The organism is Flexivirga sp. (assembly GCF_035551235.1).
Lineage (GTDB): Bacteria > Actinomycetota > Actinomycetes > Actinomycetales > Dermatophilaceae > Flexivirga.
The window spans coordinates 33,556-58,746 of sequence record NZ_DASZNO010000035.1 but is presented as its reverse complement, the minus strand read 5'-3'; the positions used below and the strand labels follow the sequence as shown (position 1 = coordinate 58,746).

Genomic DNA, 25,191 nt, shown 5'->3' with positions numbered 1-25,191 from the left:
CACTCGGCGAAGAAGCCGTCATTCGGCAGGGTTGGTGAGCTCTGCCGGCAGCGGCCGGGAATGTATGACGCGCAGCGATGTCACGGCACGGGTGAGCACCACATAGAGCCGGCGCAGACCGGTCCGGGTGTCCGGTTCCGCATCGGCGATGTCGCTGGGCTCGAGGACGACGACATGGTCGAACTCCAGACCCTTCGCCACGGTCGCAGGGACCAACTGAACCCGGTGGTCGGCGTCGTCACCGGAGCCGGCGTCGAGCTGTCCGTGCTCGATGGTGTTGTCCTGCAACGATTTCGACACGTCGGCAACGACGTCGTCCGGCACGATCACCCCGACGGAGCCGATGTCCTGCAGCGCAGCCCGGACCGCGTCGACGACGGCAGCCGGCCGCTCCGCGGCGCTCGTCGGGGTCAGCAGCAACTCGCCCGGGTTCTCACGCACACTGACCGGTGAGCCGAGTCCCGGAGCCATGCTCGGCAGGAGGCGGGCCGCGAAGTCGATCACCGAGGCGGGCACGCGGAAGCCACGATCGAGCACCTCCAGGTGATGCTCCGACTTTCCGAGATGCCGCATGGCGGTCTCCCAGCTGTCCGTCGCCCACGGCGTCGTGCCCTGCGCGATGTCGCCGAGCACGGTCACCGAGCCGGTGGAGCAGCGACGCCCCACCGCGCGCAGCTGCATGGGGGAGAGGTCCTGCGCCTCGTCCAGCACGACGTGCCCGAGGCTCGGTGTGCGCCCGAGCAGATCATGCAACTCGTCCAGCAAGGTGAGATCCGCGACCGACCACTTGGCGGACCCCTTGCTGCGAGCAGGCTTGTCCCACAGCAGGATTCGTTGTTCGCCCGCATCCAGCACGCCGTCCGCGGCGGCTCCGAGGCGTTCGGCGTCGGACCACAGATCGAAGAGCACCTGCGTCGGGTCGACGGCCGGCCACACCGACGCGGAGTACTTCTTCATCGGTGCGCAGCGCGCGACCGATTCCTGGACCTTGTCGTCGGGGGAGTCGCCCGCCCGTTCCATGCGCAGCAGCACGGCATGCGCGAGCCGCCTCGGCAGCATGTCGCGCGCGGCGTTGAACCGCACGCCGCGGGTTGTCAGTTCGTCGACGATCTCCTGCACCTCGTATGCCGGGATCCGCCACTTCCGCGAGCCCCGCGGGACGACGAGGGCCTCCGTCGGCGTGTTGACCCGGGACCACAGCGCGCGGCGGAGGACTTCCGCCATACGCGAATCGCCTTTGAGGACAGCTGTTTCGGTGCTGTCCACCGATCGCACGCGTGCGTGCGCGACGAGGTCGGCCGCCGTGGAGTGCTCGACGCGCACCTCGCCGAGCGCGGGCAGCACCGCGCTGATGTGGTCGAGGAAGGCGCCGTTGGGTCCGACCACCAGCACGCCGGATCGGTCGAGCCGGTCGCGGTGGGTGTAGAGCAGCCACGCTGCACGGTGCAGGCCGACGGCTGTCTTGCCGGTGCCCGGTGCCCCCTGCACACACACCGAGGTCTCGATGCCGGAGCGGACGATCAGGTCCTGCTCGGGCTGGATGGTGGCCACGATGTCGCGCATCGGCCCGGTGCGGGGCCGCTCGATCTCGGCTGCGAGGATCTCACTTGTCCCGTCCGATTCCTCTGGTGTCAGGAGGTTTTCGTCCTCGATGGCGGAGATCTGACCCTTGTCGATGCCGAACCGCCGGCGGCGCACCACGCCCATCGGCTCGGTGCGGGATGCCCGGTAGAACGCCGTCGACACGGGCGCCCGCCAGTCGAGCACGACCGGGTCGCCGTCGTTGTTGCTCACGTGCCGCCGACCGATGTAGGCCACCCCACGAAGTTCTCCCCCGCTGCGCTCCTCCGATACTTCGCGGGGACCCCGACCTCCCAATGAGAGCGTCTCGAAGTCCAGGCGCCCGAAGAAGAGCGTGGTGTGCGGGTCGTCCTGCAGGGACGCGACGCGGCGCGCCAGGGTCACCGCGAGTTCGTATGCCGAGTCGCCGTCGCTGGCACGGTTCGGGTCGAGGGCTTCGGCGCGCTCGCGCATCCGGGCCAGGTCAGCGCGGGCAGCTGCGAGGTAGGTGCGTTCGGAGTCGAGGTCTGTCGTTGCGGGACTGTGGTCAGGCATGCGAAATGGGCGCCTCTTCCGGCAGTCGAGTTGTGGGGGACGAGCGAGCTTATCCGCTCAGCCCTACCCACGACCACTGAAATAGGCCGCCTCAGCGGTCGACAAGACAAAAGTCCCCCTCGGCGTGAGCCGAGGGGGACTTCGCGTGATCCGGCCCCGTCACAAGCCGGATCCACCCCGTCAGGACCTACCGGGCAACGGAGGAAGGGAGAGTGCCCGGGGTCCCTCGCCACGGTCTAACTGGACGATGCTTCGCCCAGCGTGACCGAGACGTCTTGCTGCTTCCCATCGCGGACGATGGTCAGCGTGACCTTGTCTCCGACGTTGTGCGCTCGGACATAACCGATCAGCGCGTCGGAGGATGAAACCTGGCGTCCGTTGAACTTGATGACGTCGTCACCGGCCTTCAGTCCGGCCTTGTCAGCCGGGGAGCCGGAGTTGACCTTGGAGATCTTCGCCGCCTGCACGGTTGCGTCGCCGAGCTTGACCGTGTCCGGGTTGCTGTTGACCTGGACACCGATCTGCGGGTGCTTCACCTTGCCGGTGTCGATCAGCTGCGAGGTGATGTTCTTGACGACGGACACAGGGATAGCAAACCCGATCCCGATGTTCCCCGCCTGGGACGAAGCTGACGATTGCCCGAGAGTCGCGATCGAGGAGTTGATCCCGACCAGCTTCCCGGAGCCGCTGACCAGCGCGCCGCCGGAGTTGCCCGGGTTGATCGCGGCGCTGGTCTGGATCGCGTTCGTCGTCGAGCTGTTGTTCTCCTGCTGTTGCGGCTGCGAGCCGAACGGGTTCTCGCTGCCGCCCTGGCTCTCCTGCTGGGTGGTGACCGGACGGTTGAGGGCGCTCACGATGCCGGTGGTGACCGTGCCGGCGAGGCCGAGTGGGTTGCCGACGGCCATGACCGGCTGTCCGACCACGAGCTTGCTGTCGTCGCCGAGCGTGATGGGCTTGAGGTCGTCCGGTGGATTCTCCAGCTTCACGACGGCCAGATCGGTGCTGGAGTCGGTGCCGACGACCTTGGCCTTGTAGGTGCGGTTGTTGTTCAGCGTGACGGTCACCGTCGGCTTGCTGCCGGCGCCGGTCACCACGTGGTTGTTGGTGACGATGTTGCCGTCCTTGTCGAGGATGACCCCGGAGCCCTGGTCGCCCTGGCCACCGGCCCGCACCGTGATCGCCACGACACTGGGCGAGACCTTGCTCGCCGTCGCCGACCAGTTGACCATGCCCGCATCGCCGAAGTCCGCCGGGTTGGCCTTCAGCACGGTGGTGCTCCCGCCGCTGGCGGTCGAGGACCCGTTGTCATCCTTGGTCAGCGCCCAGGTGCCGCCGCTGGCGAGTGCGGCCGCCAGGACTGCGGCGACCGGGACGGCGGCCCAGCGCTTGCTGCGCTTGGTACCACCGGTTCCGGAACCATTGCCGGACCCGCCGGCGGGGTTGTAGGGGCCATTGGGGAAACCACCCTGCTGGCCGCCACCCTGCTGGCCGCCGTTGGTGTATGTCGGTGCCGCGTAGGCGCCGTGCGCCGGACCCCCGCCATACGGCTGCTGGCCCTGCTGATGTGGGGCCTGCGGGGGCTGCTGGCCCGGCGCGTGGCCGCCGCCGAACGCAGGCCGGCCGGCGCCGGCCGGTGCGGCATACGGGTTGTGCTGCGGGTGCGGTTGCTGCTGGGGTTCGCCGTACGCCGCCTGTGGCTGCGGATGCGCCGGCAGGTGCGCGGTGTGGTCGCCGGACGTGTAGATGCGACCGGTCGTGTCATCACCTGGTGCGTCGTTGCCCCGGCTGTCATCAGCAGGATGCTGGTCAAACGACATCTCTCTCAAACCCCTTGTGGTCGATGCGCCGCCGAGGGTGGTGGCTGGCCCTTCACTGGTTCCTATTCAACGCCGTCCGTCTGTTTCGGCGCTTCGTCGAACCTGTGGGCCTCCTGTGGCTCCTCCGTGACCGGCGGCGCGGTGCTCTCGTTGACGGTCTCCGTTGGCGTGTCTGTTTCGAGAGAGGGTATTTTCGCGACGAAGGTGGCGCCACCACCGGGGGTGTCGTTGACCTCGACCGTGCCCTTGTGTGCGGCGACGAGAGCGGTCACGATCGCCAGCCCGAGCCCGCTTCCTCCGTGCTCGCTGTTGCGGGACGCATCGGCGCGGTAGAAGCGCTCGAAGATGCGATCTCGCAACTTCGCGGGGACACCCGGCCCGTGGTCGATCACCCGGACCTGTGCGGTGTCGCCGATCGTGCCGACCGCGATCTCGATCGGTGTCCCGGCCGGCGTGTAGCGGATCGCGTTCGCCATCAGATTGCTCAGCACCTGCCGCAGCGCGGCATCGTCCCCGAGCACGACCGTCGGGCGGACCGGGCCGCCCAGCCCGTGCAGTCGGACCTCGCGCTCGTGGTCGATGGCAGTCGCGTCCTGGACGGTGTCCGCAGCGAGCACCGTGAGGTCGACCGGTGTGAGGGGGCGCTCCGTGACGCTGTCGTCCTGGTGGCGCCGCTCGAGCCGGGTGAGCAGCAGGAGGTCGTCGACCATCGTGGCCATCCGGGTCGCCTCGTCCTCGATGCGCCGCATCGCGGAGCGCACGTCCTCGGGCTCGGAGACCGCGCCCTGGCGGAAGAGCTCGGCATACCCGCGAACGGTGGCCAGCGGAGTGCGCAACTCGTGCGATGCGTCGGCGACGAACTGTCGCATGCGGTCCTCGGATGCGCGGCGTACGGCGAAGGAGTCCTCGATGCGGGCGAGCATGATGTTGAGGGACTTGCTGAGGCTGCCGACCTCGTCCTGCGCTCCGGGCACGGGCACGCGTTGGGTCAGGTCGCCGCGGGCGATGCTGCGCGCGGTGTCCTCGATCTTGCGCAGTGGGCGCAGGGCTCGGCGTACGGCGTACCAGCCGAGCGCGGCACAGGCGAGCAGCGCGATCAGGCCGACGGAGACGATCACCAGCTCCAGGCGCTCGATCACGTCGTTGGTGTGATCCATCGACACCGCGACGGCGTAGACGAGCGTCTCCTTGTCGGTGCGGACGGTGCCCGCCACGACGTGCCAGGTGGTGCCGCCGTTCTTCGACCCGACGCTGAAGACGCGTCCGCTCCTGACGCGTGGGTCGGAGCTGGTCAGCCGCGGGATCGCCGGCAATGGCCCACCGGTCGAGGAGTTGCCGGGGTCGGTGGCCAGGCTGCGTTCCTTGCCGTCGACCGTCTGCAGCTCGATCGCATAGGTGTTGGTCGGGACGAACGCGAACGCACGCTGCTCGGACGCGCGGTTCTGCACCGCACTGTCGACGAGATGTGCGCTCGCCGCACGCAATTCGGCGTCCTGCCGGGCGCTCATGAAGCTGCGCACCTGGGTGGTCACGGTCGCGCCGCTGGCCAGCAGGGCGACGGCCAGCAGAGCCATCACCAGGACGGTCAGGCGCAACCGGAGCGGCATGGCGGAGAGTTCGTGGCCGACGCGTCCTCGCAACGAGTTGCGCGACGCCCTCACTCGCGCGGAGCGCGCAGGACGTAACCGACCCCGCGCTTGGTGTGGATCAGCGGCAGCGCATCGCCGACGTCGATCTTGCGGCGCAGGTAGGAGATGTAGCTCTCCACGATGCCCGCCTCACCGCGGAAGTCGTAGTCCCACACGTGGTCCAGGATCTGTGCCTTCGACAACACCCGGCCCTGGTTGAGCATGAGGTAGCGCAGCAGCTTGAACTCGGTGGGGGACACCTCGATGACGTGGCCGGCGCGACGCACCTCGTGCGAGTCCTCGTCCAGCTCCAGGTCGGCGACCCGCACCGTGGAGCGGGCGTCGCTCTCGACCTGGGTCCGGCGGAGCACAGCGCGGATGCGTGCGACGACCTCCTCCAGGCTGAACGGCTTGGTGACGTAGTCGTCGCCACCGACCGTCAGGCCCTTGACCTTGTCCTCGACCGCGTCACGTGCGGTCAGGAAGACGATCGGCAGCTCGATGCCGTTGGCGCGCAGCTTGCGGGTGACGGTGAAGCCGTCCATGTCCGGGAGCATCACGTCGAGCACCGCGAGGTCGAGCGTGTGCTGGCCGGCGATGGTGATCGCGTCGTTGCCGGTCGCCGCGGTGTGCACCTCGAAACCTGCGAATTTGAGGCTCGTTGCGAGCAATTCGCGAATGTTGGTTTCGTCTTCGACCACCAGCAAGCGGGCTTCCGGAGAGTTCATAGCGGACACTGTGACCCCCTTCGCTGGGAATTGTCTGAGAGTCACATGATACCGCTCAGCGGCCCTGCTGGGCGAGGGTCGAGCGCCTGGCGGCCGATGGAATTTCATTAGCTCGTCTAATGAGCTAAACTAAGTACCCGTGACCCCAGCCGAACGCAGACGCCTCGCCGTCGACCTCCGCTCGGTCTGCATGCGCATCAGTCGCCGGGTCCGTTTCTCCAGCGTCGGTCAGAAAACCCTCCCGCCGCACCAGGTTTCGGTCCTCGGCAAGCTCGACAAGCAGATCCGCACCCCGCGTGAGCTCGCAGAGATCGAGTGCGTGAGCGCCCCGTCGATGACCCGCACGGTCAACGCACTGGTCGAGCAGGGTTTCGTCCGACGTGATGCCGACCCCGACGACGGTCGCCAGGTGCACCTGCAGCTGACACCCGAGGGCCGTAAGACCCTGAGCGCCATACGCCGTTCGCGCGATGAGTGGGTCTACTCCCGTATGGCGGATCTCACCGAGGAGGAGTGCGCGGTGTTACGGCGGGCCGCGGACATCCTGGAACAGGTGGTCTCCCACAAATGAGCCGGACCTTCGCGTCCCTGTCCGTCTACAACTACCGCGTCTACTTCGCCGGTGCACTCGTCTCCAACGTCGGCACCTGGATGGGCCGCACCGCCCAGGACTGGCTGGTCCTGACGCAGCTGACCGACAACAACTCGACGGCCCTCGGGATCGTCACCGCGCTGCAGTTCGCACCTGTCGTCCTCCTCGCGCCCTTCGCCGGTGCGATCACCGACCGCTTCCCCAAGCGGCGCATCCTCTTCGGCACCCAGAGCGCACTCGCGATCACCGCCGGCCTGCTGGCCGCCCTCGTGCTCGCCGACGTGGTCACGCTCTGGCAGGTCTACGCGCTGGCGCTCCTGCAGGGCATCGCCACCGCGCTGGACAACCCGAGTCGGCAGGCCTTCGTGTCCGAGATGGTCGAGTCGGACCTGCTGAGCAATGCCGTCGGCCTCAACGCCACGTCGTTCAACGCCGCCCGGCTGGTCGGACCCGGCATCGCGGGATTGTGCATCGGCCTGCTCGGGACCGGTCAGACCCTGGTCTTCAACACCTTCTCCTTCATCGCCGTGCTGATCGCGCTCAAGGCGATGCGTCCCGCCGATCTCATGCCGGCGCCGCAGGTGCGCGGCAAGGGGAAGGTGCGCGAGGGGCTGGCCTACGTCAAGCGCCGTCCGGACATCATGCTGATCATGTTCATGGTCTTCATGCTGGGGACCTTCGGGATGAACTTCCAGATCACCATCGCGCTGATGGCCACCGCGGTCTTCCACCAGGGGGCCGCCGAATACGGACTGCTGGGCTCGATCATGGCGATCGGCTCGCTCGCCGGGGCGCTGATGGCCGCGCGTAGGCAGCGGCCGCGGCTGCGGATCGTGATCTGGTCGATGACCGGTTTCACGGTGTTCTCGGCGCTCGCGGCGATCGCGCCGTCATACCTTCTCTTCGCCGCGTTCCTGGTGCCGACCGGCCTGTGCGCGATCACCACGCTCAACACCGCCAACGCCACCGTGCAGCTCAGCGTGACGCCGGTGATGCGCGGCCGGGTGATGGCCCTCTACATGGCGATCTTCATGGGCGGCACCCCGGTCGGGGCACCGGTGGTCGGCTGGATCGGTTCGGTGTGGGGGCCGCGATGGACCATCCTGATCGGCAGTATCGCGACGGCGATTACGGTGGGTGCCGTCATGAGCTATCTGTTGCGCAGCAAAGACCTGCGACTCCGTCTCGAGGGTCGGCCGATCCCGCACGTCGAGGTGCGTCACCGAGACGGCGCCGGTGACCTCACCGGGGAGCGCGTCGCATGATGTCGCCACGGTCGCAACGCCTCGTCGTCATCGTCGCGCTGGTCGCACTCGTCGGCGTCGCCGTGCTCGGCGCATTGCTCGGCTGAGCCTCAACCGAGCTGGGCGCGCAGCCGTCGCCGGACGTGGTCCAACTGCTCGATCACGATGCGGCGCAACGCAGTCGGGGCGTCCTCGTGCCGGTCGAGCCATTCCTGCGCAGCACGCACGACCGGGTTGTCGGCGTCGCCATGGGTGATGTTGGTCCGGGGGAACAACCCGGCAGCCAGCCGAGCGGCCATGGTCATCGTCTGCTGCTGCCACCACTGTCCGACCTGCTCGAAGTAGGGCGCCACGAACTGCGCGGTCGCGCTCTCCGGTCCGGTGCTGAAGCCGGCGAGCAGGGCACGCTGCTTGTCGTTGGTCAGCGCGTCGTCGGTGGTCAGCTCGCGCCATACCCGTGCCTTGGTCGCGGCGCCCGGCAGCGATGCGAGAGCACGATCCCGGGCGGTCGCCCCGCTCATCGTCGGGTCGGCGGCGTATTCGTCCTGCAGCCGTGCCTCGTCGACGGCGCCCAGCTCCGCGAGCGCGGCAAGCAGGTCCCAGCGCAATGACGGGGTGAGCTCGTGACCGTCGACGCCGCCTTCGAGGGTATGGCGCACCGGTGCCTCGCCGCTCGGGGTCAGGCCGGCACTGCCGGCAAGAGCGTGCGCCCACGCCCGCTGCAGGTCCGAACCCGGTGCGGCCGAGCGCAGGCCGTCATTGATCGCGGAGACGAGTTGTGTGGCAGCGGAGGGGCGTTCGGCGGGCGGAAGATAGTCGGTGATGGCTGCAGCTGCCTGACGCAACACCATCCCGAGCAGGCCGGCATCGGTCTCGGTCGCGGCGTTGCGCTCGACGGCCACCAGGTAGTGCTCCGGGTGCAGTTCGGCATCGCGCACGGCGTTCCACAGTGCCGACCAGATCACTGCCCGGGTCAGCGTCGGCTGCACCGAGGACAGCTCTCCGGTGAGCTTGATGGCCGACATGTCATCGAGCCGGAGCAGAGCGTAGGTCAGGTCATCGTCGTTGGCGACGACCGCGTCGACCCGGGTGCCGGCGGGCAGTTCCACCGGGACCTTGGGTGCATCGAGCGTGACCTCCACCCGAGCGCTGCGCTCGAGGCCGGCGGCCCCCAGCGCAAAGGTCGAGACCACGACGCGGTGCTTGCGGTCGATCCGCTCACCGGTCAACTGATCCGCGGAATTCAGTGTGACGTAAACGTTCTCGCCCTCACGCAGGACACCGATCGTGGATGGTCCGGTGGTCTCCAGCCACGACGGCACCCAGTCGGACAGGTCTGCGTCGGTCGTCTCCTGCAGGCAGGTGATGAGGTCTTCGAGAGTGGTCGAGCCGAAGGCGTGCCGCTGGAAGTAGCGCTGCGCGGCACCGAAGAACGCGTCGCGTCCGGCATACGCCATCAGCTGCTTGAGGACCGAGGCGCCCTTGGCGTAGGTGATGCCGTCGAAGTTCAGCCGCGCGGCCTCGAGATCCGGGATGTCGGCGACGATCGGGTGGGTCGTCGGCAGCTGATCCTGGGTGTAGGCCCACTGCTTGCGGTTGAGCGCGAAGGTCACCCAGGAGCCCTCGAACCCGGCGGCCTCGGTCGCGCCGAGGTAGCCCATCAGGTCGGCGAAGGACTCCTTGAGCCAGGTGTCGTCCCACCAGCGCGGCGTCGCGAGATCGCCGAACCACATGTGCGCCATCTCGTGCATGATCACTTCGGCGCGCGACTCCAGCTGCGCCTCGCTGGGCGTGCCGCGGAAGATGTAGCTGTTCTCGCTGAAGGTCACCAGCCCGGGGTGCTCCATCGCCCCGATGTTGTACTCCGGCAGGAAGATCTCGTCGTATTTGCCCCAGGGGTAAGGGAATTGGAAGGCCTCGTCGAAGAACGTCAGGCCTCGTTTGGTCACGTCGAAGATCGCGTCGGCGTCCAGGTGCTCGGTCATCGACCGGCGGCAGATGACGCCGAGCGGGATCTCCAGGGAACTGCCGTCGGCGCGGTCGGCCCGCCATACATCGGCCACGGAGTGGAACGGGCCGGCCGCGATCGCGGTCAGGTATGACGACAACGGCAACGTCGGTGCGAACGTGACGGTGTGCCGGTCGCCGTCGACCTCGTCAGTGACCACTGACTGGTTGGCGAAGACCGCTGCTGCGGCGGGTGCGGTGACGACGAAGGAGAAGCGCGCCTTGAGGTCCGGCTGCTCGAAGCACGCGAAGGCACGCCGGGCGTCGGTGGGCTCGAAATGCGTGTAAACGTAAGTGTTCTGGTCCGCCGGGTCGGTGAAGCGGTGCAGACCCTCGCCGGTCCGGCTGTAGCGGCAGCGTGCCTCGACCACGACCTCGTTGACAGTATCGCCGGTCTGCAGGTCGGTGAGGTGCAGGCGTGCGCCGTCATACGAATCGAAGGGCTGGGCGGCGCCGTTGACGGTGAGTGCGGTGACCTCGTCGGCGATCAGGTCCAGCCAGGTGGACGTGTCCGTGCTGGTGAAACGGATCGTCGACCGTGAGCCGAACGCCGCGACGTCGGCGTTGTCGAGATCGCTGAGGTCCAGCTCGACGCGCTGCGTGTCGACAGCCAGCCGGCGGCCGCGCAGCGCGCAGTCGTCACGAGTCAGATTGAGGTCCGCAATAGTCACACGCATCATGGTCGCCGATCGGCGACGGCGCGCCCGGACCGGGGTTCGTTCTCGGCAAGAGGGTCAGAGGTGTTCCACCACGTAGTCGATGCAGGCGGTCAGCGCGGCGACGTCGTCGGGGTCGACGGCGGGGTACATGCCGACGCGCAACTGGTTGCGGCCCAGCTTGCGGTAGGGCTCGGTGTCGACGATCCCGTTGGCGCGCAACGTCTTTGCGACGGCCGAGGCGTCGACGCCGTCGAAGTCGATGGTGCCGACCACGGGGGAGCGGTCCTCGGGTGCACTCACGAACGGCGAGGTGTATGACGTGCGCTCCGCCCAGTCGTAGAGCGTCGTGCTCGACGCAGCGCTGCGACCGGCGGCCCAGGACAGTCCGCCGTTCGCGAGCATCCACTCCACCTGCGCCGCCATCAGTGCGATGGTCGCGACCGCAGGGGTGTTGTAGGTCTGCTCGAGACGCGAATTGTCCACGCACACCTGCAGATCCAGCGTTGCGGGCGTCCAGCGCTGGGCGCTCAGCGTTTCGATCCGCTCGAGCGCGGCCGGGGACATCGCGGCGAACCAGAGGCCGCCGTCGGACGCGAAGACCTTCTGCGGGGCGAAGTAGTAGACGTCCGTCTCGGTGAGGTCGACCGGGGCAGCGCCCGCCACCGAGGTCGCGTCGACGAGCATGAGCGCGTCACCGGAGTCGGCCACCCGGCGCACCGGGGTCAGCACGCCGGTCGAGGTCTCGTTGTGCGCCCAGCAGTAGACGTCGGCGCCCTGCGCCAGGCTCAACTGCACCGAGGTGCCGACCGGTGCCTCGGCGACCAGTGGGTCGCTGAGGAACGGCGCCTTGCGCGCCACCGTCGCGAACTTGGCGCTGAACTCCCCGCAGACCGCGAACGCGCCGCGCTCGCTGATCAGCCCGAAGGACGCGGCGTCCCAGAAGACGTTGGTGCCGCCCATGCCGACGACGATCTCGTAGCCGTCGGGTGCGCCGAGGAGCTCGGCGAGGCCGGAGCGGACCTGCGCGACGAGCTTCTTGACCGGGGCCTGCCGGTGCGACGTGCCGAGCACCGTGCGGCCCTGCTGGAGCAACGCGTCGAGCTGCTCGGGTCGCACCTTGCTCGGTCCGGAGCCGAAGCGGCCGTCGGACGGTTTCAATGATTCAGGGATGACGAGCTGGTCGGTCACGGATCCGATTCTGCCAGCGGTAGCGTCGGAGCCATGCAGCCGATCAAGCGTTGGGACTACGCAGGCGAGGGCCTGGACGAGCACGACCTGCCGGCGGCACCGCTGGCCCTGGTCGAGCAATGGGTGCAGGACGCCGTCGACCGGCAGGCCGCCAAGGGCGACGTGCCGGAGCCGGACGCGATCTCGGTCGCGACCGTCGACGATGCGGGACAGCCGCACGTGCGCACCGTGCTGATGCGCTACCTCGGCCCGGACGGGCCGGGGTTCTACACCAACTACACCAGCCGCAAGGGTCTCGACCTGGAGATCAATCCGAACATCGCGGCGGCGCTGACCTGGCCGCCGATGTTCCGCGCCATCCGTTTCGTCGGGGTCGCGCACAAGATGCCGGTCGAGCGCTCCGAGGCCTACTTCCGCAGCCGCCCCTACGGTTCGCGGATCGGCGCGTGGGCGTCGCACCAATCGCAGCCCGCGGCCACGCGCGCGCAGCTGGAGGAGGCCGTTGCGTCATACGAGAGGAAGTGGCCGGACACCGGCAGCGGCGAGGGCGTGCCGCTGCCGGACTTCTGGGGCGGGTATGTCGTGCGCTGCGACGAGCTGGAGTTCTGGGCCGGCCGCAGCAGTCGACTGCACGACCGGCTGGTCTACGTGCGCACCGGCGACGGGGACCTGGCCGATGCCGGCAGTTGGCGGATCGAGCGGCGGCAGCCGTAGAGCTCGCGGTTTCGATACGGGCTCGTACCTCGCCCTACTCAACCCGCGAGCTCGCCCTACTCAACCCGCACGTACGCCCTGGTCAACCCGCGAGCACGTCCTGATCAACCCGCGAGCGGGCATGGGACAGCCCGTGGGCTCCGGCACGAGTGCCGGTCTGCACGATGGACGAGATCGCGCACCCACGGGCCGCGGTGGCTGCGTTGGCGTAGCTACCGAACGTCCGTTTCGTCGGTCCACCGGAGGTGGCCGGCGACGAATCCGAAGGTTGCGCTAGCGCGCAACCACCTCACGCGTCCTTTGAGAATTCACTCTTGGACCACCTCCTTTCTCGTGTGCTTCCACGCTAAGCCGAACGGCGCGCCGGTGGCAACGGATTTACGCCGCGTGGCGCACGAGAGGCCGGCGAACGGTCCGTGAATGCAAGAACGGCTGGCGCCCAGGGGAGGTGCGCCAGCCGTCCGAGCTGCACCTTGCGGTGTGCTCACCCCGCCCGCAAAGCGAACGGTTCGGGAAGCCGTGGGTCAGGGGGGAGGAGCCCCACGCCTTCCAAGTAGAAGAACGTAGCGCGAGCGGCTGGGATTCCCGAACATATTGACCGAAATTCTTTCGCGAGCGGCCGCGATGGCACCTGTCATCGCTTAATGGCAGGCTTACGGTGTGAGCGAGCTGATCGACACCACCGAGATGTACCTCCGCACGATCTTCGACCTCGAGGAAGAGGGGATCGTGCCGTTGCGTGCACGCATCGCCGAGCGCCTGGGGCACTCCGGGCCGACCGTGTCCCAGACCGTTGCCCGCATGGAGCGGGACGGCCTGCTGACCCTGGCCGGTGACCGGCACCTGGAGTTCACCGACCACGGCCGGATGCTCGCGACCCGGGTGATGCGCAAGCACCGGCTCGCCGAGCGGCTCCTCGTGGACGTCATCGGCGTCGAGCTCGAGTTCGCGCACGACGAGGCGTGCCGGTGGGAGCACGTCATGAGTGAACGTGTCGAGCGCAAGATCCTCGGCATGCTGCAGGAGCGGCACATCTCGCCGTACGGCAACCCGATCCCCGGGCTCGAGGAGCTCGGCGAGGAGGAGACCCGGTTGCAGTTCCGCGACGGCGTGCGACCGATGACCGAGGTGGTCACCGATCAACCAACCAACTTCGTCGTCCGGCGTGTCGGTGAGCCGGCACAGGCGGACCAGGAAGCGCTGACCGTGCTGACCGCCGGCGGGATCACTCCCGGCGCGAAGGTCGAGACCCATCTCGAAGGTGACCGGGTGCTGGTGCGCGCGGAGGGCAATGAGGGCGTGTCGCTGCCACGCGACGTGGCCATGCACGTCTTCGTCGACGCCGACTGAGCGTGTCGCAATCGCGGGCAGTCAACGAGTTTCGAACTTTTTTCGACCACTCCGTGACCTCGCTGTGACATTGCGTTCGGGGTTGTGTACCGTTTTCCCCGGCCCACCAACTCGGTGGGCTCCTGTGAGGCAACGCCGAGTCCTGCCAGCCGATCAGGTGTAACGATTCCGCCCGGCAGGAGCGGGGGACCCACATTCGGGTGGCGCAAGCCGCCCTAGGGGCGAAGTTCCACCGCGGCACCTCACGGTGTCGCAGCGGAACCGGGTATCTCCAACTCGAGCCCGACAGCTGACCTCGTAGGCGACGGAGAGGTAATTCGTGTCCATTCTTGGAACGCGCGGTCGTCACCGCGCCCCGAGCAAGTTGTCGACGACCTTCAACTCGACCGCGCGTGTTTCGGCCACTGTTGCCGTCGCCGGTGGTTTGGTGGCCTCGATTGCCGCGCCGCAGGCCGCCCAGGCGACCACCGGAGTCGCGTCGATCACAGGTGCGAGCTCGGTCGACTTTGCAGCCCAGGCTTCCCGCGCCCAGGCGCTGGCGCACCCGCTGACCGCGACGAAGGCCGAGCAGCAGCTCAGCGCCGTGCCGGCGCAGGGCCAGCTCGCGGCCCCGGTCCCCGCGCAGCGCTATGAAGCCCCGAAGAAGGTTGTGCGCCCGCGCACGTCGTCGGTCTCCCGCGCCGCGACGCGTCCCGCGCCCGTGCAGCGGCAGCAGCCCGCACCTCAGCCGGTTGCCAAGCCGAAGCCGCCCGTGGCCCAGCCGGCACCCCCGGCTGCGAGCGGCATCGTGGGCATCGCCGAGCGCTACATCGGCACGCCCTACGTCTACGGTGGCTCGAGCCCGTCCGGCTTCGACTGCTCCGGCTTCACGTCCTACGTCTACGGCCAGGTCGGCAAGTCGCTGCCGCGCACCGCGACCGCCCAGATGCAGATGGCGACCCGGGTCAGCGACCCGCAGCCCGGCGACCTGATCTTCTTCGGCGACGGCAGCTCCGCCTACCACGTGGCCATCTACATCGGCAACGGCAAGATGATCGACGCCAACCACCCGGGTGGCTCCGTCGGCATCCGCGCCATCTACAGCGGTGTCTCGGGTTACGGTCGCATCTGATCGACCACTGATCCACCAGCTTCACCGAACGCCGCGTCCGGCCCGCCGGGCGCGGCGTTCGTCGTACCCCCACATGTACCCCCGCATGTTCCCCCGCATGTTCCCCCGCATGTTCATCCCCACCGAAAGGCAGAACCCATGACCTTGTCCGAAACCCTGCTCGCCGCCGACCGTCGCCCGCAGGTCGTCGCCGACCTGGCCGCCGTGATCGACGCCGAGGTGAAGGACAAGAAGGGCCTGAGTGGCGGCGCCATCAAGGCCGGCTACGCCGCGGTGCGCAAGTTCAACCCGACGATCGCGTCCGACGCGACGAATCGCATGCTGCCGGAGGTCGCCACGGCACTGCAGCCCTTCTGGGCCGACTTCGCCGGCGCCGGCGACTTCGGGGACTACCTCGCGGGGCGCGGCGACGAGGCGGCGGACGCGCTGCTCGCCGTGACCGACAAGCGCGCCGCGGCCACGGAGCGCGAGCCGCTGAAGCGCGCCTACAAGGGACTGCGCGGCAAGGCGCACGACAACGTCAAGCAGGCCCTGCCCCGGCTCGGCAAGGTCATCCAGCAGTACGGGTCCTGACCGCCGAGCAGGCATTCATGGTCTTCTGATAGACCATCGATATGTCTGATTCGCTGCACGCATCGACCGTGCGACTCACCGGCTCCGACGGTGCCCAGGTCGAGGCCTACCTCGCGACGCCCGACGGCGACGAACCTCGTGGTGGCGTCGTCGTGATCCACCACCTGCCCGGCTACGACCGCGCGACCAAGGAGATGGTGCGGCGCTTCGCGGAGCTCGGGTATGACGCGATCTGCCCGAACCTCTACTCGCGGCAGGCGCCCGGCGCGGACCCGGCCGATGCGGCTGCCGCCGTGCGTGCGGCCGGCGGCATCGCCGACGAGCAACTCGTCGGCGATGTGCAGGTCGCGGCGGCACACCTGCGTGGGCTGCCGCACGCGAACGGCAAGGTCGGCGTGATCGGCCACTGCTCCGGTGGCCGGCACGCCGTGCTGGCCGCGTGCCACCTGGATCTCGACGCGGTCGTCGACTGCTACGGCGCGTTCGTGACCGGCACACCGGCTGCGGACTACCCGCTGCACGTCACCAACCTGGTCCCGTTGTTGCCCGACCTGCGGGCACCGCTGCTCGGCCTCTTCGGCAGGAACGACAGGTTCCCCAGCCCGGCACACGTCGCCGAGCTCGACGAGATCCTCACCACACACGACAAGCCGCACACGTTCTTCTCGTATGACGACGCCGGACACGCCTTCTTCGCGGTCGACCGGCCGTCATACAACGTGGCCGCCGCGAACGACGGCTGGGAACGCATCGAGACCTTCTTCCACGAGCACCTGGGGGCCTGACACATGTGCACCTACATCACCGTCACGACCGACGTCGAGGGCAGTGCCAAGGGTCCCGGCGGCAAGTGGTTCAGGATCACCGACGCCGCTGCCTACTACGACCACCCGGTCCACGCGATGGCAGAGCACACGCTCAACGTCGACCTGACCGACCCGAGCGCCGGACCGGGGCAGCGGATCGCACTGGAGCTGACCGCAGCCTCCGCACAGCGGCTGGTCGACGCCATCCAGCAGGCGCTGGACGCGGCACCCGACGAGCTCAAGGCCGGCTGAGGGCGGCGCTCAGGGCCGTCCGAGGGATGGGCCTGTCGGGCGCGGCGGCCCGCCGGGCGCCGTCGTCGTCACCGTCTGGGTGACGGTCGTCGTCTTCGGCGGTGGTGCCGACGCCGTGGTGGTGCTCGTCGCGGTCTTGGTTTCCGTCTGCGTACGGGTGACCGTCGTGCCCTTGCCGGGCTGGACGACCTGCACCGTCACTGTCCTCCGCGGCAGCGTCACCGTCGTGGTCTGCGTGGAGGCGCTGTCGCTCGCCGGGTCGGAGCTGGCCTTCTGCGTGACGGTCTGCGTCGGACCGAGCTGTGTCTCGGTGACCGTCTGCGGGCTGGTGCCCGTGTCATTGCCGCCGTTTCCCGCGAGTAGGTAGATGCCGATGGCGCACAGTGAGGCGATGCCGGCGCCTATCAGCGCGCCGGGTAGGAGGCCCGGCGCCTGGTGGTGCCGCGCCTCGTCGCCGTAGTCGTCCTCCGGGTCGGCCCATTCGTCCATGAACGCGTCGTTCGCGGACTGCTGTTCGCCGTCACCGTTTGCCTGGGTGTTGTTCGGCATGTCGCCCATGCTACGAGGGACTTCCGCCTTGATCGGTGCTTCGCCGCCGGGTGCGCGCGTCGATGCGGCATGCTGCAGGCATGCATTTCGTCGGTCTCGATCTCGCCTGGGGTCTGCGGAACCCCACCGGAGTCGCCGTCCTGGACGAGTCGGGGGCACTGTGTCATGCGAGCGCCGTACGCACCGACGACGAGATCGTCGCCCTGGCCCGAGCCGCCGCGCCCGCCGACTGCGTCGTCGGCATCGATGCGCCACTCATCGTGGTCAACCCCAAGGGCAGCCGGCCGGCCGAGCGGGCGCTGGGCCGCGATTTCGCGGCATACGAAGCGGGCGCGCACCCCTCCAACACCGACAACCCGGCGTTCGCCGACGGCAGCCGTGGCGGACGCATTGCCGGGCTGCTCGGCCTCGACATGGACCCCGACTCGCGCGCGCCGCGCCGTGCCCTGGAGGTCTATCCGCATGCGGCGACCGTTGCGCTGTTCCGACTCGGGCAGAGCCTGAAGTACAAGAACAAGCCGGGCCGGTCGGTCGATCAGTTGCAGGGCGAGATGCTGACCCTGATCCGGTTGCTGGAGTCGCTCGAGACGGCGAAGCCGGCCCTGCGGCTGAAGCACAGCGAGCACTGGCAGCACCTCGTCGACACCGTGCAGTCGGCGACCCGCAAGGCGCAGCTGCGGCACGCCGAGGATGCGATCGACGCGGTGATCTGTGCGTATGTCGCACTGCTGGCACACCACGCCCCCGAGCAGCTCACGACGTATGGCGACTTCGCCACCGGCTACATCGTGACGCCGACGCTGCCGGAGGACCTGGAACCGAGCCGACCTTCGGCCAAGGGAACGACACATGCCGACGTGGTGAGCGCGGCCCGGCGGGAGTATGCCGTGCAGTTCCCGCGGGTCGAGCGTGCCGCGGCCGACGCCGTCGCCCTGATCGCCGGCGTGCTCGACGATGCCGGGCTCAACTACCTGTCGGTGGACGGGCGGGCCAAGACGGTCGCGTCGTTCGCGGAGAAGGCGACGCGCGAGCAGAACGGCGCACCGCTGTATCCGGACCCGATGCGCCAGATCGGCGACACGATCGGGGTGCGCGTGATCACCTACGTGCGTCGCGACGTCGACGCGGTCGTGCAGTTGCTCGCCGCCGAGACCGAGGTGCTCGACGACCGCGACCTCGGTCAGGAGACCGCCAGCGAGGGCCGTTTCGGCTACTCCAGCCGGCACCTGCAGATCCGGCTGGTGCCCGAGGACCGCGCCGAGCACCCCGACCTCGGCGACCGGCACGTCCAGGTGCAGATCCGCACCGTGCTGCAGCACGCCTGGGCCGAGTTCGAGCACGACATCCGTTACAAGGGAACGATTCCCACCGAGCAGCGGCCGGACTTCGACCGGCGCTTCACCCTGGCGGCGGGTCTGCTGGAGCTGGCCGACGAGGAGTTCTCCACGATCCGGGACAAGCTGCAGTCGGGTGCGGCCGAGGCGGTGCCGAGCGCCTTGGGCGCGGACCAGATCTCCTCGCGCGAGCTCGCCGCCTATCTCGCCGGTCAGTATGCCGAGGCGGCCTGGTCCCGTGCCGACCACTACTCCTGGATGGCAGGGCTGGTGGGCGAGCTCGGCATACAGTCCCTCGCCGACCTTGCCGAGACGCTGCGCACCGTCGACTCCGAGACGATCGACGAGCGCATGGCCTACCGCACGCCGCCCGGTGCGGTGCGGCGGCTGGACGACGCGCTGCTCTACCGGTTCGGCGAGGAGTATGTCGCCCTGGAGGGCAACGCACACCGTGTCGAGCGGTTGCAGTCGCGGCTGGCGAAGCTGCGCGGCGCGTGAGCGCCGCCGGTCACGCGGATTCGACTGTGGCAGCGAGCTTTTCGAGAGATGCCGACAGGTTGTCGGACGTGGTCGACCGCGCGCGGTCCACGCGCTTGGGGTCGTTCAACCGAGACCAGTCGTAGGTGTGGGTGACCCGGGTGTGCTGGTCGTCCAGCGGCGCCAGCTCCCAGCGCCACAGGTGTCCTGCGGGTGCCGCGCCCTCGTTGCCGGGGCACCAGGCGATGCGGCGTCCCTCCTCGAACTCCACCACCTTGTTGTCGCGGACCTTGCCGTTGGCGAGCGTCATCCGGAAGACCTCCCCGACGGCGCGCACGCGCTGGCCGGCGGCGGCCTGCTCGAGGTTGTGGTTGCCGTCCCACGCCGGTTGCCGGCTGGGATCGGCGATCAGCTCGAAGATCTGCGCCGCGGGTGCGGCGATGTCGCGGGTGGCACTGACGACCTTGGTCTCTTCCGGTGTTGTCATGTCGCCCATCGTGGCAGGACCTGCAGCCGGGTGGGACAGGGGCGCCCCGCCGGCCTGGAGGAGCCGGCGGGGCGGGTGCGGTGGCCGTCAGGAGCCGTTCGGCAGCTGCACGGCTTCGCCGGTGGTCTTCGCGACCGCGGACGTCGTGCCGGCCGGGTTCTCGCCGGTGACGGTCAGTCGCGGCGCGTAGCTGCCGTTGGCGACGTCCTGGTCGGAGATCGCGTGCGTCCCGTACTTGCACAGGTATGACGCACCGGCCGCGAGCGACGAGTAATGGCAGCGGGGCAGGTTGTCCTGGTTGCCGGTCACCGTCACGTTGGTCAGTGTTGTGTTGCCGGTGTTGGTGATTCGGGTGAAGTAGGTCGCGACGTCGTCGATCGTGCCGGTCCGGCCCGCGGCCGTCAGGTGGTCCAGGTAGGACTCGATCCGCAGCTTCGGTGCTGCGGGCGCCGCATCGTTGGCGTCGACACTCACGGTGAGGTCGGCATTGGAGGTCTTGCCGGCGGCGGCATACCGGACGGAGAGCGTGTGGTCGCCGGGTGCGCTGGTGAGCGGCGCGGTGATCGGCACCCGGACGGTCGCGCTGCCGTCCGTCGGAATGGGCGGCGTCGGGACCTCCTTCGGCGCGGTCCAGTCCTCCGGTGCCGTCACGGCGAGGGAGCCGGCGGCCAGCGCGTGGCCGGTCTGGTTGGTGATGGTCACCGGCACGGATCCGGCGCTGCCGGCCTGAATCGTGCTGGCATCAGCGGAGATCGGCGCGCAGAGCGCCTTCATCGAAGCCAGTGGGAACGACGTGTAGGTCAGGTGCTGATAACCGTCGCGCTCGTAGAAGAGGCCGACGGTGTCGCGCGTCACCATCGCGAGGGTGGAGTATGCCGAGCTCTCCTTGTCGATCACCTTCGAGGCCGCCCAGGTCTTCCCGTCGTCGCACGAGAGCCGCACGGTCTCGTTGCGGCGGATCGACGGATCGTCGTTGTTCGCGGACAGCAGCAGGTGCGACGCCGGGTCGCTCGCCGGTGCGTTCGGAGCGACGCGCAGAACCGCCCCGTTGTCGCCCGGGTCCACCAGGGTCGGGTCGGCGACCGGCTTCGAGTAGGTCTCGCCGCCATCGTGCGAGATCGCCACGAGTCGATGTCCGGCCGCGCGGACGTTGAGCATGACCGACCCGTCGGACAGCTGGACCGTCTTGTTCTCGTCCATCCCCGGACCGACGGGTTTGCCCATCTGCCAGGTGTTTCCGTGGTCGTCGCTGTAGGCACTGGCCGCGTAGTTCTGGCCGTCGATCCGGATGACGTACTGCTGGATGAGGCGCCCGGCATACGGCCCGGTGGTCAGTTGGATGCCCTGCCCGGAGGCTGCGAACATCCCTCCCCAGGACGGGTCCTTGACCTGCGGGGTGATCCGGCGGGAGTGCCAGGTGAGACCGTCGTCGTCGGAATAGCTGTAGTCGGCCTGCAGCACGTTGGGGTCGGTCGGGTCGTTACCGGTGGCGGAGCCGACGAAGCCCTGGTTCATGCCGGCCGCGTAGAACAGGAAGATCCGGCCGGTGTCGTTGTCGACCAGCAGGCTCGGGTCGCCATACCCGTGCGGTGCGGGGTCCTGGCGGACGACCTGCTGCTTGGTCCAGGTCCGACCGCCGTCGCTGCTGCGCCGGATGATCATCGCGATGTTGCTGGGCAGGTCGGCCATCGTCGGACGGCCGTCGTATGCCGCGATCAGCGTGCCCTTCGTGGTCCTGGTCAGCGCCGGGATGCGGTACTGCGGGAAGCCGCCCTCGCCACGGGTCGCGAGAGTGGTCGAGGCATCGCCGGAAGGTGCGGCCGCAGCGGCGGACGGGAGTGCCGTGCTGGCCAGCAGGGCTCCGGCGGCGAGCGCGACGAGGGGGCGGGTGAGGCGGGGAGCACGCATGGAAGTGTTCCTTTCGAGAGGACATCAGACATCTGATGTCCTCGGACCGTAGTCCGATCAGCGGGTGCCGTGTGGATTGCGCGACGCCGATTTGCCCGGTGTTCCGGACCCGGCGCGGGATCTCAGCGCCAGAGGTCCTGCAACCAGCGGATCGACGCGACCTGCTCGTCGGCCTCGCCGCCCTCGTGGTTGTTGTAGGGATAGACGTCGAGCTGTTTCGGTCCCGCGTAGTGGTTGTGGACGCCGAAGCCGCCGGATGGCGGGCAGATGGTGTCCATCAGCGCGACCGAGAACTTCGCGGGTGCCGTGGCGTGTGCGGCCATGGTGATGCCGTCGACGTAGTCCATTGTGCGCAAAGCGGTTTCGGCGTCGGCGCGATGGGTGCCGAGGAACGCGATCAGCTCGTAGTAGGGCCGTTCCTCGGTGATGCGCACGGCGCGACGGACGTTGGCCAGGAACGGAACGCCGATGATCGCTGCGCGCACGAGATCGCCTGCGAGGGCGGTGGCGGCGAGTGCGATGGCGCCGCCCTGGCTGGCGCCGGCGACTGCGAGCCGTTCCGGGTCGGTGCCGTCGAGGGCGAGCGCGGTCTCGACAGCGCGCACCGCGTCGGTGAACACGCGCCGGTAGAAGTAGTCGCGCGGATCGAGGATGCCCTGCGTCAGGAAACCCTCGACGTATGGCGAGGCGCTGCCCGCCGGATCGCCGGTGCTGCCGGCGCGCCGGGCGCGGGCGCCCTGGCCGCGGGTGTCCATGACGAGTGTGGCGAAACCGGCTGCGGGCCAGGCGAGCCAGTCCAGGGGAGTGCCGCGCCCGTCGCCATACCCGAGGAACTGCACGACGGTGCCCTGCACGTCGCCGGCTGCCGGTCGCAGGTGCCAGGCGTTCACGCGATGCCCGCCGAAGCCGGCGAACGAGACGTCCTGTGTCGCCACGCCCGGCAGATATGCGGCGGCGCTGTGCGTCTCGACCGACAGGTCGTGCTTGCGCGTCTCGGCGAGTGTGTCGTCCCAGAAGGCTTGCCAATCCTGGGGTTCCCGCCGGTCCGGCAGATAGGTCGTGAGTTGTTCGAGCGGCAGGTCGAACTCAGGCACCGGTCGCCTCCGTTGCGTCCGTCGCGTCCGGCAGCGGATCGGTGTCGGCCGCCAGTGCGGCCAGCGTCCGGATCTGCTCCTTGACCGGTGCGTAGTGCTCCTCGATCGCAGCGTGCAGGCGCTCCAGGTCGTGTGCGGCTGCGGCGTCGACGATCTCGACATGTGCCTGGGCGGTGCGCTGCCAGCTGCGTTCGCTGACGTCGAGGGTCTTGGCGACGCGGGCCTGCACCTCCCAGAACGCGCCGGTGAGCTGGACGACCAGCTCGTTGCCGATCGGTTGCAGCAGCAACAGGTGGAAGGCGCGGTCCTGCTCGACATACGGCTTGCCCTGATCGGCGAGCTCGCACATCTCCCGGGCGAGCGAGGCCAGGCTGGTGCGCTGCCTGGAGTCGAGCCCGTCGACGATCATCTGCGCGAAGCCCTGCTCCATCAGTTGACGGACCGAGACGACGTCGGACAGCACGCGGTAATCGGTGCCGCTGCCGAGCAGGGACCGGAAGGCCAGGCTCTCGATCATCGCGCTCAGTGACAGGCTGCCCACGAAGGTCCCGTGGCCGTGCCGGACCTCCACGATGTCCAGCGCGCTCAGGGTACGGATCGCCTCCCGGACGCTCGAGCGGCTCGCACCGATCTCGCTCATGAGTTCCGGCTCGGTGGGCAGCGGGTCGCCGGCCTTCAGCCGGCGGTCCTGGATGTAGCTCTTGATCTGCTCCACGACCTGCAACTGGGCGGTCCGTGGCCGCCCGTCGGTATTGCTCATGTGCGTCCTCCCTCAAAATCCCTGGAACGAAAGTTAGCGTATCTCAACATCAGACGTCTGATGTCTTGTATGGTCGCTCACATTCACCGTTTTGCAGCAACTTGGAGGCAGTCGTGGCACACCAGAATTCACCTCTCGATCCTGCCGGACTCCGCGGAACCTCGCGTCGGCAATTCCTGAAGTACACCGGAGTTCTCGCCGCGGCAGCCGGCATCGCGACCTCGGTCAGCGCGTGCGGACCCTCCAGCGGCACCTCCGGCAGCGGCGGTGGCGGAGGCGCCAACGGCGGTGGCTCGGCCACGATCGACGCGACGCTCGCCTTCCAGCTGTCCGGCACACTCGACCCGAAGGACCACTCGAGCGCGGTCGCGACGGCGGCCAACCAGCACGTGTTCGAGGGGCTCATCGATCTGGACCCGGCCACCCACGAGCCCTACCTCGCGCTGGCGAAGGCACAACCGAAGGCCAGCGCCGATGGCCTGAAGTGGACCGTGCAGCTGCGGGACGGTGCGGTGTTCTCCGACGGCTCCGCGGTGACCGGTGAGGACGTCGCCTGGTCGTTCACCCGGGCCCTCGACCCGGCAACCCTGATGTCGCAGTTCATCTCCTTCATCAAGTCGGTCAAGGCGACCGGCAAGGACTCGGCGGAGTTCACCCTCAAGGAGCCGTTCCCGCTCTTCCCGACCCGCATCTCGGTGATCAAGATCGTGCCCAAGGCGAAGACCACGACCGCCGCGCAGGCCAAGAAGTTCGGTGACTCACCGATCGGTTCCGGCCCCTGGGTGCTGGACTCGGCCGACGCGAACAGCGGCCTGACCTTCTCGGCGAACCCGAAGTACAACGGGGCGCACAAGGCCAGGGCGAAGAAGATGGTCTGGCATACGACGACGCAGGACGCGACCCGGGTCGCGGACCTGCAGAGCGGACGCTCGCAGGCCATCGAGGCGGTGCCCTACGTCAACGTCAAGCAGCTGTCGAAGACGAAGAAGGTCGCCGAGAAGCAGGCCTTCAACCAGATCTTCCTGATGTTCAACTGCTCGGCAAAACCGTTCGACGACAAGCGAGTTCGTCAGGCGCTGCACTACGCGGTCGACACCGACGCCATCATCCGGACCGCGTTCCAGGGTCACGCATCGGCGGCGCAGAGCTACCTGGACGAGGGCAACGCCGACTTCCAGAAGGCGTCGACGGTCTACAACCACGACCCGGCGAAGGCCAAGAAGCTGCTGGCAGCTGCGGGCGCGACGAACCTGAAGCTGGAGCTGGTCACCACCGACTCCGGCGCCGTCGCGGCGACCGCACCGCTGATCATCGACGCCTGGAAGCAGGTCGGTGTGCAGGCGACCCTGAACACCGCGCCCTCGTCCTCGGTCTACGCGCCGGCGCCCGACGGGCTGGTGAGCAAGCCGAGCTTCCGGGCACTGCTCGCCTCCGGCGACCCGACCGTGTATGGCGTGGACGTCGACCTGCTGCTGCGGTGGTTCTACTACGGAGCGACCTGGCCGACCGACCGCTTCCGCTGGCAGCCGGCCTCGGCGAAGAAGGTGGCGAACTGGCTGGACCAGGCCGCCAAGGAGACCGACAAGGCGAAGCAGAAAGCGTTGTGGATGAAGACGATCGACTTCATCGCCGACGAGGCTCCGCTCTACCCGGTCGTCCACACCAAGATGATGACCGGCTGGGACGACAAGAAGCTCACCGGCTTCAAGCCGGTCTCGATGACCGGCCTGTACTTCCTGGACACGAAGCCGGTCTGACCCCCACCCGTCCCTGATCGAGCCCATCGAGCCGGGTCAAT

The 25,191-nt window shown here is 68.6% G+C and carries 21 protein-coding genes and 1 riboswitch; of the genes, 10 read left to right on the top strand and 11 right to left on the bottom strand.

Annotation, left to right across the window (positions count from 1 at the left end; genetic code table 11):
- Positions 1 to 18: 18 nt before the first annotated feature.
- The 4 genes from VG502_RS12235 to VG502_RS12220 all read right to left on the bottom strand — a co-directional run bounded on the left by VG502_RS12235 (position 19) and on the right by VG502_RS12220 (position 6,288).
- Positions 19 to 2,115, bottom strand: coding sequence for a HelD family protein (locus VG502_RS12235; RefSeq protein WP_325550341.1), 2,097 nt, complete (start codon positions 2,113 to 2,115; stop codon positions 19 to 21).
- Positions 2,116 to 2,351: 236 nt separating this feature from the next.
- Entirely contained in the window at positions 2,352 to 3,932 is a 1,581-nt protein-coding gene (locus tag VG502_RS12230; RefSeq protein WP_325550340.1) for a S1C family serine protease, read from the bottom strand.
- A gap of 62 nt (positions 3,933 to 3,994) precedes the next feature.
- Positions 3,995 to 5,539 carry a sensor histidine kinase gene (locus VG502_RS12225; RefSeq protein WP_325550339.1) on the bottom strand — a complete coding sequence of 515 codons (1,545 nt, stop codon included), beginning with the start codon at positions 5,537 to 5,539 and terminating at the stop codon, positions 3,995 to 3,997.
- Between the two features lie 50 nt (positions 5,540 to 5,589).
- Positions 5,590 to 6,288 (bottom strand): response regulator transcription factor, encoded by a 699-nt coding sequence (locus tag VG502_RS12220; protein WP_325550338.1) that lies wholly within the window; start codon positions 6,286 to 6,288, stop codon positions 5,590 to 5,592.
- A gap of 139 nt (positions 6,289 to 6,427) precedes the next feature.
- Between VG502_RS12220 and VG502_RS12215 the strand changes: the two genes are divergently transcribed.
- Complete coding sequence (locus VG502_RS12215; protein ID WP_325550337.1) at positions 6,428 to 6,859, top strand: MarR family winged helix-turn-helix transcriptional regulator; 432 nt, start codon at positions 6,428 to 6,430, stop codon at positions 6,857 to 6,859.
- Positions 6,856 to 8,145 carry an MFS transporter gene (locus tag VG502_RS12210; RefSeq protein WP_325550336.1) on the top strand — a complete coding sequence of 430 codons (1,290 nt, stop codon included), beginning with the start codon at positions 6,856 to 6,858 and terminating at the stop codon, positions 8,143 to 8,145. The genes VG502_RS12215 and VG502_RS12210 overlap by 4 nt, the downstream gene beginning before the upstream one ends.
- An 89-nt stretch (positions 8,146 to 8,234) precedes the next feature.
- On the opposite strand, the gene pepN is transcribed toward VG502_RS12210, so the two are convergent.
- Positions 8,235 to 10,802 carry an aminopeptidase N gene (gene pepN, locus VG502_RS12205; protein WP_325550335.1) on the bottom strand — a complete coding sequence of 856 codons (2,568 nt, stop codon included), beginning with the start codon at positions 10,800 to 10,802 and terminating at the stop codon, positions 8,235 to 8,237.
- Between the two features lie 63 nt (positions 10,803 to 10,865).
- Positions 10,866 to 11,978: a phosphoserine transaminase gene (gene serC, locus VG502_RS12200; RefSeq protein WP_325550334.1), complete on the bottom strand. Its 1,113-nt coding sequence runs from the start codon at positions 11,976 to 11,978 to the stop codon at positions 10,866 to 10,868.
- A gap of 33 nt (positions 11,979 to 12,011) precedes the next feature.
- Here serC and pdxH point away from each other — a divergent pair, with 33 nt between their 5' ends.
- From pdxH to VG502_RS12170, 6 genes are all read left to right on the top strand, one after another.
- Positions 12,012 to 12,692 carry a pyridoxamine 5'-phosphate oxidase gene (gene pdxH / locus VG502_RS12195; RefSeq protein WP_325550333.1) on the top strand — a complete coding sequence of 227 codons (681 nt, stop codon included), beginning with the start codon at positions 12,012 to 12,014 and terminating at the stop codon, positions 12,690 to 12,692.
- 660 nt (positions 12,693 to 13,352) lie between these two features.
- Positions 13,353 to 14,042 carry an iron-dependent transcriptional repressor DtxR gene (locus VG502_RS12190; RefSeq protein WP_325550332.1) on the top strand — a complete coding sequence of 230 codons (690 nt, stop codon included), beginning with the start codon at positions 13,353 to 13,355 and terminating at the stop codon, positions 14,040 to 14,042.
- Between the two features lie 123 nt (positions 14,043 to 14,165).
- A riboswitch (cyclic di-AMP (ydaO/yuaA leader) is annotated at positions 14,166 to 14,361 on the top strand.
- A complete protein-coding gene (locus VG502_RS12185; RefSeq protein WP_325550331.1) occupies positions 14,362 to 15,153 on the top strand; it encodes a C40 family peptidase in 792 nt (263 codons plus the stop codon).
- Between the two features lie 138 nt (positions 15,154 to 15,291).
- Positions 15,292 to 15,726 (top strand): DUF6918 family protein, encoded by a 435-nt coding sequence (locus VG502_RS12180; RefSeq protein ID WP_325550330.1) that lies wholly within the window; start codon positions 15,292 to 15,294, stop codon positions 15,724 to 15,726.
- 41 nt (positions 15,727 to 15,767) lie between these two features.
- Positions 15,768 to 16,511 (top strand): dienelactone hydrolase family protein, encoded by a 744-nt coding sequence (locus VG502_RS12175; RefSeq protein WP_325550329.1) that lies wholly within the window; start codon positions 15,768 to 15,770, stop codon positions 16,509 to 16,511.
- A 3-nt stretch (positions 16,512 to 16,514) separates the two neighbouring features.
- Positions 16,515 to 16,784: a DUF6295 family protein gene (locus VG502_RS12170; RefSeq protein WP_325550328.1), complete on the top strand. Its 270-nt coding sequence runs from the start codon at positions 16,515 to 16,517 to the stop codon at positions 16,782 to 16,784.
- Between the two features lie 9 nt (positions 16,785 to 16,793).
- On the opposite strand, the gene VG502_RS12165 is transcribed toward VG502_RS12170, so the two are convergent.
- Positions 16,794 to 17,333 (bottom strand): hypothetical protein, encoded by a 540-nt coding sequence (locus tag VG502_RS12165; protein WP_325550327.1) that lies wholly within the window; start codon positions 17,331 to 17,333, stop codon positions 16,794 to 16,796.
- 80 nt (positions 17,334 to 17,413) lie between these two features.
- On the opposite strand from VG502_RS12165, the gene VG502_RS12160 reads away from it, so the two are divergent.
- A complete protein-coding gene (locus VG502_RS12160; protein ID WP_325550326.1) occupies positions 17,414 to 19,165 on the top strand; it encodes a DUF429 domain-containing protein in 1,752 nt (583 codons plus the stop codon).
- A 10-nt stretch (positions 19,166 to 19,175) separates the two neighbouring features.
- On the opposite strand, the gene VG502_RS12155 is transcribed toward VG502_RS12160, so the two are convergent.
- The 4 genes from VG502_RS12155 to VG502_RS12140 all read right to left on the bottom strand — a co-directional run bounded on the left by VG502_RS12155 (position 19,176) and on the right by VG502_RS12140 (position 23,393).
- Positions 19,176 to 19,631: an SRPBCC family protein gene (locus tag VG502_RS12155; RefSeq protein WP_325550325.1), complete on the bottom strand. Its 456-nt coding sequence runs from the start codon at positions 19,629 to 19,631 to the stop codon at positions 19,176 to 19,178.
- A gap of 87 nt (positions 19,632 to 19,718) precedes the next feature.
- Positions 19,719 to 21,539, bottom strand: a complete 1,821-nt coding sequence (locus VG502_RS12150) for an exo-alpha-sialidase (protein ID WP_325550324.1) — start codon at positions 21,537 to 21,539, stop codon at positions 19,719 to 19,721.
- Between the two features lie 122 nt (positions 21,540 to 21,661).
- The gene (locus VG502_RS12145) at positions 21,662 to 22,633 is read right to left on the bottom strand and encodes an acetylxylan esterase (protein WP_325550323.1); all 972 of its coding nucleotides are present in this window, start codon (positions 22,631 to 22,633) and stop codon (positions 21,662 to 21,664) included.
- Positions 22,626 to 23,393 (bottom strand): FadR/GntR family transcriptional regulator, encoded by a 768-nt coding sequence (locus VG502_RS12140; RefSeq protein WP_325550322.1) that lies wholly within the window; start codon positions 23,391 to 23,393, stop codon positions 22,626 to 22,628. Before VG502_RS12140 ends, VG502_RS12145 begins: the two co-directional genes overlap by 8 nt.
- A gap of 113 nt (positions 23,394 to 23,506) precedes the next feature.
- Between VG502_RS12140 and VG502_RS12135 the strand changes: the two genes are divergently transcribed.
- Entirely contained in the window at positions 23,507 to 25,150 is a 1,644-nt protein-coding gene (locus tag VG502_RS12135) for an ABC transporter substrate-binding protein (protein WP_325550321.1), read from the top strand.
- The last annotated feature ends 41 nt before the right edge of the window (positions 25,151 to 25,191 follow it).

Coding starts and splice junctions, on each gene's coding strand:
- VG502_RS12235 (WP_325550341.1), bottom strand. CDS start 2,115: ATGCCTGACCACAGTCCCGCAACGACAGACCTCGACTCCGAACGCACC.
- VG502_RS12230 (WP_325550340.1), bottom strand. CDS start 3,932: ATGTCGTTTGACCAGCATCCTGCTGATGACAGCCGGGGCAACGACGCA.
- VG502_RS12225 (WP_325550339.1), bottom strand. CDS start 5,539: ATGCCGCTCCGGTTGCGCCTGACCGTCCTGGTGATGGCTCTGCTGGCC.
- VG502_RS12220 (WP_325550338.1), bottom strand. CDS start 6,288: ATGAACTCTCCGGAAGCCCGCTTGCTGGTGGTCGAAGACGAAACCAAC.
- VG502_RS12210 (WP_325550336.1), top strand. CDS start 6,856: ATGAGCCGGACCTTCGCGTCCCTGTCCGTCTACAACTACCGCGTCTAC.
- pdxH (WP_325550333.1), top strand. CDS start 12,012: ATGCAGCCGATCAAGCGTTGGGACTACGCAGGCGAGGGCCTGGACGAG.
- VG502_RS12180 (WP_325550330.1), top strand. CDS start 15,292: ATGACCTTGTCCGAAACCCTGCTCGCCGCCGACCGTCGCCCGCAGGTC.
- VG502_RS12175 (WP_325550329.1), top strand. CDS start 15,768: ATGTCTGATTCGCTGCACGCATCGACCGTGCGACTCACCGGCTCCGAC.
- VG502_RS12170 (WP_325550328.1), top strand. CDS start 16,515: ATGTGCACCTACATCACCGTCACGACCGACGTCGAGGGCAGTGCCAAG.
- VG502_RS12165 (WP_325550327.1), bottom strand. CDS start 17,333: ATGCCGAACAACACCCAGGCAAACGGTGACGGCGAACAGCAGTCCGCG.
- VG502_RS12160 (WP_325550326.1), top strand. CDS start 17,414: ATGCATTTCGTCGGTCTCGATCTCGCCTGGGGTCTGCGGAACCCCACC.
- VG502_RS12155 (WP_325550325.1), bottom strand. CDS start 19,631: ATGACAACACCGGAAGAGACCAAGGTCGTCAGTGCCACCCGCGACATC.
- VG502_RS12150 (WP_325550324.1), bottom strand. CDS start 21,539: ATGCGTGCTCCCCGCCTCACCCGCCCCCTCGTCGCGCTCGCCGCCGGA.
- VG502_RS12140 (WP_325550322.1), bottom strand. CDS start 23,393: ATGAGCAATACCGACGGGCGGCCACGGACCGCCCAGTTGCAGGTCGTG.